Origin of the sequence: Streptomyces yerevanensis, from assembly GCF_000716805.1 — a bacterium.
Classification (GTDB): domain Bacteria; phylum Actinomycetota; class Actinomycetes; order Streptomycetales; family Streptomycetaceae; genus Streptomyces; species Streptomyces flaveus.
On record NZ_JNWJ01000116.1, the window covers coordinates 1 to 10,632 of the forward strand.

A 10,632-nucleotide genomic window follows, 5' to 3' on the forward strand; every position below is an offset into this window, starting at 1 on the left:
CACCGGTGACCCCGACCACGAGACGTACCGCTGGAACGTCCACGACGACCGCCGCCGCGACTTCTGGGGCAACGCCGTCATCGAGTCCTGGTACAAGGAAGCCACCCCGGTCCTCGACCTCGACGGACGCCCGCAGCCCGTCACCGACACCCTCCTCGACGAATCCGCGGTCCACGTCGGCGCCGACGGACTCGGCTGATGCCACGGGCGGTGGGGGGACCCGGAGGTGCTTCGCGCCCTTCCGGGACCCCCTCACCGCACCCTCGACAGACACGGGATCTTCTCATTCACCCTATTCATCACACTTTGTAAAAACCGGATACGACAGTAGTATCCGGCGGCACGCCTACCTGCCGGCTTGCCGAAGGGCCCGCAGAGGAGACCCATGCCCTCGATGACGACTCCGTCGGACGACACTTCCGCAGGACGCTTCGAGTTCTGGCGGGAAGTGGTCGGCCAGAGTTTTGTGCCGCTGGAAGCGCTGCCGCGCGAGGTTCCCGACTTCCGCGCCTCCCTGCACACCGCCCAGCTCGGCGCGGTGCAGGTGTCTGTCATAGCCGCGGATCCGCACGGCGTCGCCCACACCCGTAGGCACATCGCCTCCGACCCGGCCGATTTCGTCAAGGTGAGTCTTCAGCTGGCCGGGCAGTGCATGCTGACCCAGGCGGACCGCCAGGCCCTGCTCAAGCCGGGCGAGCTGGCCATCTACGACACCCGGCACCCGTACACACTCGACTTCGACCAGCCGTACCGCACACTCGTGCTGATGTTCCCGCGGGTCATGCTCCGGCTGCCCGAACGCGACCTGACCCGCATGATCGCCACCCCCGTGTCGTGCAACGACGGACTGGGGCCCGTGGTGCACCCGTTCCTGCGCGGACTGGCCGGGCAGGTGCGGCAACTGGAGGCTCTCGGCACGCAGCGGCTCGCGGACAGCACGGTCGACCTGGTCGGCGCGATGTTCTCGGACCGGTGCGCCGTGCACGTGACGCAGCAGGACGACGGGCGGGAGCTGCTGGCCCAGCGGATCCTCACGTACATGGAGCAGCGGCTCTCCGACCCGGGGCTCGGCCCCGACCGAATCGCGGCCGCCCACCACATCTCGCGGCGCTTCCTCTACAAGCTGCTGGCCGAGCGGGGGTACACGGTCTCGGGCTGGCTCCGGGAGCGTCGCCTCGCCGAGTGCCTGCGCGACCTCGCGGACCCCGCGCTCGCCCATATGCCCGTCGCCACCGTCGGAAGCCGCTGGGGCTTTCCCGACCCCGCCCACTTCAGCCACGCCTTCAGGAGCGCCTACGGCATGAGCCCGTCGGAGGCACGCGGGGCCGGGCGCACGGCGCTGGGCGCCTAGGGCCTGTCCGGCGGATCATGCCGCAGACGCGGGGGCCGGTTGGGGCTGGTCGCGCAGTTCCCCGCGCCCCTTGCGGGGCGCTGTAGCGCAGCGGACTTCACCGATCCCGCTTAGCGAGCGCTCAGCGGCGGTCACGCGGTTTCGCGGCCCTTTCGCTTCCTGTCGTAGTACGTCCCGAACACGGCGGATCCGCCGATCGTGCCCGCCCCAGCAAGGGCCGGTGCACCATCACGCAAGCCGGAGTGGGCCGCCGAGGTGCACCCTCCGGTCGTGAGAGAGAGCCGCACACTCCTCACGGGCCCGCCTCGCGGGCGCCAGTGAGCGGCTTACGCAGGAACGTCCACAGACACAAGAACGGGCTGACGTCCCGACCTCCCCCAGGGCCGAAGAGCATCACTGCGCTGATCGACAGTCCCGTGCTGTCTCTTCTCCCCACGGCACTCTCCCTTCCTGCCTCTCCGGCTCCCGCTCATCCGACGAATGAGGCATCCATGCTGAGAAAGCGATCCGCCGCACCCCCTCCGCTCGGTGGCGCCAACCCCGACGCCCGCCGCTACGAGAACAAGCTGCTCGTCATCCTTTTCCTGGGCTTCGGCCTCGTCTTCTTCGACCGGCAGGCACTTCTCTTCCTCGTCCCCTTCATCAGTGAGGACATCCCCCTCTCGAACACCGCCCTGGGCACGCTCTCCGGAGTCCTCGCCCTGACCTGGGCACTGGCCGGAATGATCTCCGGACGCCTGTCCGACCGGCTCGGCCGCCGTAAGCCCGTGATCATCATCGCGGTGGTGCTCTTCTCCTGCCTCTCGGCGTCGAGCGGGCTGGTCACCGGATTCGCCGCGCTGTTGGCAGCCAGGGCGCTGATGGGGCTGGCGGAAGGTGCCGTACTGCCGGCGTCGCAGTCCCTGATGGTGGAGGCGTCACAGGAGCACCGGCGCGGGCTGAACATGGGCCTGCTGCAGGGGTCCTCGGCCGGGCTGCTGGGCGGCATCCTCTGCCCGCTCGCGGTGGTTTGGATCGCCACGCAGTACAGCTGGCGACTGGCGTTCGTCATCACCATCGTCCCGGGCCTGCTGCTCGCCCTGTGGATCTGGCGGTCGGTACGGGAGGAGCCGCCGGGTGGCCGTGTGATGACGCAGCCCGTGGCGGAATCCGTGGATGCCGCGGCCAAGCCGAGCATCGGCAGCATCCTCCGGCAGCGCAACATCATCCTCTGCGTGCTGATCGCCTGCGCGTACATGACCTGGTTCTTCGTCATCATCACGTTCGCGCCGGTCTACATGACCTCGGTCAAGGGCTTCTCACCCGCGACGATGAGCGGCGTCGTGACCTGCCTCGGGGTGGCGTGGGTCGTTTGGGGCTTCGTCACACCGGGGATCTCGGACCGGTTCGGCCGCAAGAACACACTGATCGTCTTCACGGTGATGGCCGCGCTCTGCCCCCTGGCCGTGGTGTATGTGAGCAGCCCTGTGGTGCTCGGCGCAGTGGTCGTGCTCACGTATACGGGTCTCGGCTGCTTCACCCTGTTCATGGCGACGATCCCCGCGGAGACCGTCCCCCGTGGCGCGCTGGCGACCGCCCTGGGCCTGGTCATGGGCATCGGGGAGCTCGCCGGCGGTTTCCTCGCTCCGGTGATCGCCGGGTGGGCCTCCGACAACTGGGGGCTCGAGACGGCCATGTACATCTCGGCGGCGGGTGCCGCGTTGGTCGTCCTGCTCGCGCTCGGACTGAAGGAGACGGCTCCCGCCGTCCTGCGCAGGAAGAACGCGGCGGCGGCCCGCGCCGGCGCCGCGGAGCGAACCACGAGCGAAGCCGCCGTCTCCTGACCCGGCCTCTTTGCTACGACTCCCGCGACGGCCAGGACCACCGAGGTGGTCCTGGCCGTCGCGTGCTGCCTGGGGACGAGCTGTGCGCCCGCGCGGTCCGGCCTGTCACCCACAGCAGCTGCCGGGCCACCCATCGGCCTGTAGGGCCCTTCTGATGGATCTCCGCGGCGTCGCGACGCCCGGCCAGGGAGCCGGCCCGACCGCACTCTGCCGTTCGTGCCCGCCTCCACAAGACACCGTGCACCGCGGCACAAGCCGGTAGCCCGTCCGCCTGTGACCCTCCCGTCATGCGAGCAACACACACCGTTTACGACCACATCGTGGTGGGCGCCGGGTCCGCGGGCTGTGCGCTCGCGCGCAGACTCGTGGACGCCGGCCGGACCGTCCTGCTGATCGAGATGGGCGACCGGGACGACAACCCGGCCATCCACGACCCCGGGCGCCTGTGGGAGCTGTGGAACTCCCCGCAGGACCACGCGTACACCACTGAACCCCAGCGGCACGCCTCCGGAACCCAGGTGTTCTGGCCGCGCGGCAAGGTCCTCGGCGGCTCCAGCGCCCTGAACGGCATGATCTACGTCCGCGGCCACCGGGCCGACTACGACAGCTGGGCCTACCAGGGAGCTGCGGGCTGGTCGTACGACGAGGTATTGCCGTACTTCAAACGCTCGGAGGACTTCGAGGACGGCGCGTCGTACTACCACGGGGCCGGCGGTCCGCTGCCCGTCAGCCGGAACCACTCCCCCAACCCGGTGACCACCGCCTTCGTGGAGGCCTGCCAGGACTACGGGATCCCGTACAACGACGACTGCAACGGCCGGGACCAGCTCGGCGTGAACCTGCTGCACCGCAACATCCGCGACGGCAGGCGCGTCAGCGCGTGGACCGCCTTCATGGAGCCGGTGCTCGACAGTGCGCTGCTGACAGTGATGACCGGCGCGGCGGTCACGCGCGTCCTGGTGGACGGTGGCCGGGCGCGGGGCGTCGAGCTGCTGCGCGAAGGCCGTACGACGGAGATCCGCTGCGAAGGGGACGTGATCCTGTCCGGCGGCACCATCGGATCGGCCCAGCTGCTCCTGCTCAGCGGGGTCGGGCCGGCGGACGAGCTGCGGGCCCTCGGGATCGGGGCGACCGCGGACCTGCCGGGAGTGGGCGCGAACCTGCACGACCACACCCTCGCTCCGGTGGTGTGGGAGTCGGCACGGCCGGTGCCGCAGGGTACGGCCAACAAACTGGAGGCCCACTACTTCGCCAAGTCCGACCCGGCGCTGGCCGTGCCGGACCTGCAGCCGCTGATGTCTCACCTGCCACTGCCGGTGCCCGACATGAACGTTCCGGAAGAGGGCCACGGCTTCTCGGTCCTCGCCGGGACGATCCGTCCGCTCAGCCGGGGCCGCCTGTGGCTGCGCTCGGCCGACCCCACCCAGGCTCCTGCCCTGGACCCCGGCTACTTCTCCGAGCCGTCGGACCTCGCGGCCATGGTGCGGGCCGTGCAGCAGGTGCGGGAGATCGGCGAGGAGAAGTCGCTGGGCGACTGGCGGGCCCGCGAGGTCGCACCCGGACCGTACGTGCGTACGGACGCGGAGGTCGCCGCGTACATCAAGCGGACCCTCCTCAGCTATCACCACCAGGTGGGCACCTGCCGTATGGGCATCGACCGTATGGCGGTCGTCGATCCGCAGCTGCGCGTACACGGCGTGGCCGGGCTGCGCGTCGCGGACGCCTCCGTCATGCCCTCCGTCACCTCCGGCAACACCCACGCACCTGCCGTCATGATCGGCGAGCGCTGCGTCGACCTCATCCTTGGAGCACAGCTGTGACCAATACCCTTCTCATCGGTGGCGAGTGGCAGGCCGCGGCCTCCGGAGCGGAGTTCGAGACCCTGGACCCGGCGACGGGGCAAGCCCACGCCCGGGTGTCCCTGGCGGGGGCCGCGGACGCCGACGCGGCCGTACGGGCCGCCCGTGCCGCCTTCGAGAACCCGGAGTGGGCGGGACTCACCCCGGCCCAACGCGCCCGGATCCTGTGGCGCATCGGCGACCTCATCGAAGAACACGCCGAGGAACTGGCCGAGTTGGAGACGCGCGACCAAGGCCAGCCGCTCGGCGTCTCCATGGCGGTCAGCGTCGCCACCGCTGCCGAGCACTTCCGCCACTACGCCGGCTGGGTCACCAAGATCTACGGCGAGACGGCGCCACTGTCCATCCCCGGCGTGCTGCAGTACACCAAGCGCGAGCCGGTGGGAGTGTGCGCGCTGATCACCCCGTGGAACTTCCCGCTCATGATCGCGAGTTGGAAGATCGCACCGGCCCTCGCCTGCGGGAACACCGTGATCGTCAAACCCGCGGAGCAGACCCCGATGACCACGGTGCGGCTCGTCGAGTTGTGCCGGGCGGCCGGTGTGCCGGACGGCGCCATCAACCTGCTGACCGGTGGTCCCGAGGCCGGCCGGGCCCTCGTCGAGCACCCCGGCGTGGACAAGGTCTCCTTCACCGGTTCGACCGAGACCGGCAGGGACATCGTCCGGGCGTCGGCGGGCAACCTCAAGCGTGTCTCGCTCGAACTCGGCGGCAAGGCACCGAGCCTCGTACTGCCCGGCGCCGACCTGGACGCGGCCGTGACGGGCTGTCTTCAGGGCGCGCTCCTCAACAGCGGCCAGGTGTGCGCCGCCTACACGAGGTTCCTCGTCCACCGCTCCCTCGCCGACGAGTTCGCCGAGCGCTGTGCCAAGGCCGTCAGCGGGATGCGACTCGGCGCGGGCAGCGCGCCCGACACCGAGCTCGGCCCCCTGGTCACCGGCGAACACCGTGACCACGTCCACGCACTGGTGCGCAGCGGGGTCCAGGAAGGCGCCCAGCTGCTCGCCGGCGGGGCCCCCGTCGACGACCTGCCGGGCTTCTTCTACCAGCCGACCGTATTCACGGGTGTACGGGACGACATGCGCATCGCCCGCGAGGAGATCTTCGGTCCGGTGCTGTCGATCCTGCCGTACGACGACGAGGACGAGGCCGTCGCCCGCGCCAACGACACCGAGTACGGCCTGGCGGCGGCCGTATGGACCCGCGACGTGGGCGCGGCGCACCGCGTGGCGGGCTCCATCCGGGCGGGCACGGTGTTCATCAACATGCCCAACCCCGTGGACGCCTCCGCCCCCTGGGGCGGCTTCAAGGCCAGCGGCTGGGGCCGGGAGATGGGCACGGGAGCCATCGATGCGTACACGGAGGTCAAGAGCGTGTGGACCTCACTCGCCTGAGGTGCCCGCCCGTCGCGGACAGGCAGCCCCCGCGGGTTCGGACCGCACGATCCTGAAAATGATGCGCGGCCGTTCCGCCTGTCCGTCCGCCCGGACGCCCGGACGCCCGGACGCCCGGACGAGGATCTCGTCGTCGCCCCGGCTCCACGATCGAACCCGCGCGGCCGTCCGGGACCCCGAAGGACCACGCAGCCGACGCGTGGTCCTCGTACAGCGGCCGCACGGCGGTCGGTAGAGCTCAATGAGGAGTGTCGTGACCACAGAACCGATTCCCGACGTCGCCACCGTGGGGGGCGTCGTGCGTGGCCGCCACGAGGACGGTCTCGCGGTCTTCCGAGGCATCCCGTTCGCCGAACCCCCGGTGGGGAGCTTGCGTTTCGCCGCGCCGCGGCCGGTGCGTCGATGGGAGGGCACGCGCGAGTCGTTCGTGTTCGGTCCCCCGCCACCGCAGGAGCCGTTGAGCCCTGCCATACCCGCTTCCACCGCCGGAGGAGAGGACTGGCTCACCGTCAATGTCTGGACACCGGATCCGGACCCGGCGACGAGGCGCCCGGTGATGGTGTGGATCTACGGCGGGGCCTACAAGTTCGGTTCCGTCGACGACCCCGCCTACGATGCCGGCCGGTTGGCCCGTGACGGGAATCTCGTCGTGGTGACCTTCAACCACCGAGTCGGCATGGAGGGGTTCGCCCGCATCGAGGGGGCGCCGGCGAACCGCGGACTGCTCGACCAGGTCGCGGCCCTGACGTGGGTGCGGGAGAACATCACCGCCTTCGGCGGCGACCCCGGCCAGGTCACCGTGTTCGGCGAATCAGCCGGCGCCGGGTCCGTCGCCGCGCTGCTGGCGATGCCGAGCGCGCGAGGCCTGTTCCGACGGGCCATCGCACAGAGCGTGTGCGGCACCTTCTTCTCCGACGAGCTGGCCACCGACATCGCCACCGCCTTGGCGGGCGAGCTCGGGCTGCGGCCCACGGTGAGCGACCTCTCGGCGGTGGATCCGCACAAACTCCCAGGGGCGGGGGCTGCCCTCGGCACCTCGATGAGTCAGTACGCGGACCGCTGGGGACCGATCGCCCACACGTCGACGGCCTACTCCCCCGTGGTCGACGGCGAGGTCCTGCCGACCGCACCGTGGCAGGCGCTCGCCGACGGCGCCGCACGCGAGGTGGAACTGATCATCGGGCACAACCGGGACGAGTACCGGTTGTTCATGGCACTGGGTGGGCTCCTCGGTCAGGTCGGCGAGGAACTGGCGGCCGCAGCGCTGCATACGTTCGGGCCGGGCGCGGACCCCGGGCACGCCTACCGCACCGCCTTCCCCGATGCTCCGGCGGAGCGCCTCTTCGAGCTCGTCCAGTCCGACTGGCTCTTCCGCATGCCCTCACTGCACCTCGCGGAAGCCCAGGTGGCGGGAGGCGGCCGGGCCCACCTCTACGAACTCACCTGGGCCGCACCGGCGAACGGCGGTGCCCTGGGCGCCTGCCACGCGCTGGACATCCCCCTCGTCTTCGGTACGTTCGGCGGCCTCGGCGGAGAACTGATCGGCTCCGCGCACCTCGACGAGGCCGATGCCCTTTCCGCTCTGGTCCGCGCCGCCTGGAGCTCCTTCGCGACCACCGGCGATCCGGGCTGGCCCGCCTACGACACCGAGCACCGCCCGACGCGCATCCTCGACACGGAGCCGATGACCACCACCTACCCGGAGGAAGCCTCGCGCCGCCTCTGGCAGGACCACGTGTTCAACGCGCTTCCACTGATCACCTCATAGCCCTGACCGACTCCTCCCTGCCGTTGGGCGAGGCAGGCGCCGGCCCGGGGCGTAGCGCGACCGCTACGCCCCGGCGGCCGTCAGAACATCGTGTTGTCGTTGGCGGAGGTCTCCGGCACGTCCTGCACGGCGTCCCAGTGCTCGACGATCTTTCCGTCCCTGACCCGGAAGAGGTCGAGGACCGCCCGGCCGCGCTCGCCCGGTGTGTCGACGTAGTGACTGTGGACGGCCACCAGGTCGCCCTCGGCGATGACCCGCTTCGGCTCCACGCTCAGCTGCGGGAACTGCTCCAAGTACGCGCCCAGTCCGGCCTTCGCGCCTGCCAGGCCGTCGGGGATGTTCGGGTTGTGCTGGTGGTACTCGGGGGCCACGTAGGTGTCGATGGCGGACAGGTCCTTGCGAACCATGAGCTGGTCGACGAACGCGGTGACCAGCTTCTTGTTGTACGCGGTGAACCACCGCTGCTCCGGCGCCTCGGTCTGCGGCCGGCTGAGGGTGGAGAACATGTCGTTGCCGTTGGCCGTGGCCGCCGGCACCTCCTGGAGGATGTCCCAGTGCTCGGCGATCTTCCCGTCCTGGAAGCGGAAGATGTCGAAGGCGGCGATCCCGCGGGTACCAGGAGCCGGGACGACGTTGGAGTGCAGGAGCACCAGGTCGCCCTCGGAGATGACCCGCTTGATGTCGTACTTGGCGTCCGGGTACTGCTGGCGCCAGGCGGCACCGAACGCCTTGAGGGCCTCGGGGCCGTCGGGGGCGAGCGGGTTGTGCTGGATGTAGTCCGGCCGTACGTGGCGGTCGATGACGGTCGTGTCGCCCCCGTCGAAGACGGTCGTGAGGGATTGGGCGATCTGCTTCTTCGCCGTCCCCTCCACGGTCAGCACGATCTTGCCGGTGGTGCGGCCGGTCTCGCCCAGGGTGTGGGCCTTGGCCGCCTCGGCGAGCGGGAAGGTGGCCTCGATGTGGGCGCGCAGGGCACCGGTTTCGACGAGGTCGGCGATGGCTTGCATGCCGGCGCGGTCGGCCTCGACGAGGAGGGACTCGTAGCGGATGCCCCGCTCGGCGATGTCCGCCAGCTCGTCGGGGTCGATGGGTACCGGAAGGATCGAGACGAGGGTGCCGCCCGGGCGCAGCACGGCGAGCGAGCGGGCGCGGGCGGCGGTGTCCCGCGAGACCGGGTCGAGGACCACGTCGATGTCCTTGACGGCCTCGGCGATGTCGACCGTGTGGTAGTCGATGGCCTCGTCCACACCCAGGGAACGCAGGAAGTCGTGCTTGGCGGCGCTGGCGGTGCCGATGACGTACGCGCCGCGGGCCTTGGCGATCTGGACGGCGAGATGGCCGACGCCGCCGGCGGCCGCGTGGATGAAGACACGCTGCCCGGGCTGGACATCGGCGGTGTCGACGAGTGCCTGGTAGGCGGTCAGGGCGGCGAGCGGCAGGGCACCGGCCTGGACGTGGTCGATGCCGGCGGGCTTGTGGACGAAAGAGCGGGCGGGGGCGGTCACGTACTCGGCGTGGGCGCCGACCCCGTGCGGGTAGGGCAGCATGCCGAAGACCTCGTCGCCCGGCTTGAACAGGGTGACGCCGGTGCCGACGGCCTCGACGACGCCGGAGACGTCCCAGCCCAGGATGAGGGGCAGGCCGCCCGCGGTCATGGGCTGGGCGCGGTTCCACCAGTCGGTCGGGTTGACGCCGGCCGCACGGACGGCGATCAGGATCTCACTCAACCCCGACTCGGGCCGGGGAAGTTCGACCTCCTTGAGTACCTCGGGGGAACCGTGGACGTCCTGGCGGATGGCACGCATGGTGGCGGTATCGGGGTTCGTCATGCGTCCAGCGTCGCGGTCCGCCACTCCCGGGCGCCATGGCATGAATGCCAACTTTCAACGGGATCACGCCACGGCGTACGTTCGTCGGTTCATTGCGTCGGCCGCACCCGGGCTCGCCGCACTGGAGGGAGCCGACGCGTGAAACGTTCAGCGCGTTGCCGCCACCGTCCGATACCGTGGCGTGAATTCCATCTCTCGACGGGATCACGCCATGGCACCCCTTCACCGAGTCGTCGTTCTGGCCGTAGACGGCGTGTACCCCTTCGAACTGGGCATTCCCAGCCGGGTCTTCGAGGCAGCGGACGGCCGCTACGAGGTCCTCACCTGCAGCGTCGACGGCCGCCCGGTCCGCACCAACTCCGACTTCTCGATCACCGTCGAGCACGGCCCGGAGGCGCTGCCCATGACCCGGGCGCTCGCGTCCGTGGCTCCGGGCACCCGCCTCGTGTCGATCTGCACCGGCGCCTTCGTCCTCGCCGCAGCCGGTCTCCTCGACGGCCGGCCGGCCGCCACCCACTGGATGGTCGCGGACCTCTTCCGCACATGGTTCCCCCAGGTCGCACTCGACCCGGACGCCCTGTTCATCGACGACGGGGACATCCTGACCT

The 10,632-nt window shown here is 70.4% G+C and carries 7 protein-coding genes and 2 pseudogenes; 7 read left to right on the forward strand and 2 right to left on the reverse strand.

From position 1 onward, the window contains the following. The 6 genes and pseudogenes from OP79_RS47210 to OP79_RS47235 all read left to right on the forward strand — a co-directional run. Window positions 1-199, forward strand: a pseudogene (locus OP79_RS47210) (3,4-dihydroxyphenylacetate 2,3-dioxygenase); the annotation flags it as partial. 195 nt (window positions 200-394) lie between these two features. Further along, complete coding sequence (locus tag OP79_RS47215; RefSeq protein WP_033329402.1) at window positions 395-1,351, forward strand: AraC-like ligand-binding domain-containing protein; 957 nt, start codon at window positions 395-397, stop codon at window positions 1,349-1,351. Window positions 1,352-1,842: 491 nt separating this feature from the next. Beyond that, window positions 1,843-3,174 carry an MFS transporter gene (locus OP79_RS47220; RefSeq protein WP_063742148.1) on the forward strand — a complete coding sequence of 444 codons (1,332 nt, stop codon included), beginning with the start codon at window positions 1,843-1,845 and terminating at the stop codon, window positions 3,172-3,174. A 287-nt stretch (window positions 3,175-3,461) separates the two neighbouring features. Further along, the gene (locus OP79_RS47225) at window positions 3,462-4,994 is read left to right on the forward strand and encodes a GMC family oxidoreductase (RefSeq protein WP_033329398.1); all 1,533 of its coding nucleotides are present in this window, start codon (window positions 3,462-3,464) and stop codon (window positions 4,992-4,994) included. Next, window positions 4,991-6,427, forward strand: a complete 1,437-nt coding sequence (locus OP79_RS47230) for an aldehyde dehydrogenase family protein (protein WP_033329399.1) — start codon at window positions 4,991-4,993, stop codon at window positions 6,425-6,427. The genes OP79_RS47225 and OP79_RS47230 overlap by 4 nt, the downstream gene beginning before the upstream one ends. 253 nt (window positions 6,428-6,680) lie before the next feature. Then, window positions 6,681-8,195 carry a carboxylesterase/lipase family protein gene (locus OP79_RS47235; protein ID WP_033329400.1) on the forward strand — a complete coding sequence of 505 codons (1,515 nt, stop codon included), beginning with the start codon at window positions 6,681-6,683 and terminating at the stop codon, window positions 8,193-8,195. Window positions 8,196-8,275: 80 nt separating this feature from the next. Here OP79_RS47235 and OP79_RS57730 read toward each other — a convergent pair whose 3' ends face one another. Then, window positions 8,276-9,076, reverse strand: a complete 801-nt coding sequence (locus OP79_RS57730) for a nuclear transport factor 2 family protein (protein ID WP_245685717.1) — start codon at window positions 9,074-9,076, stop codon at window positions 8,276-8,278. Continuing rightward, window positions 9,062-10,000 (reverse strand): annotated as a pseudogene (locus OP79_RS56670) (NADP-dependent oxidoreductase); the annotation flags it as partial. The gene OP79_RS57730 and the pseudogene OP79_RS56670, both read right to left, overlap by 15 nt. Window positions 10,001-10,235: 235 nt before the next feature. Here OP79_RS56670 and OP79_RS47245 point away from each other — a divergent pair. Next, a partial coding sequence (locus OP79_RS47245) for an AraC family transcriptional regulator (RefSeq protein WP_033329401.1) occupies window positions 10,236-10,632 on the forward strand: 397 nt, incomplete at its 3' end.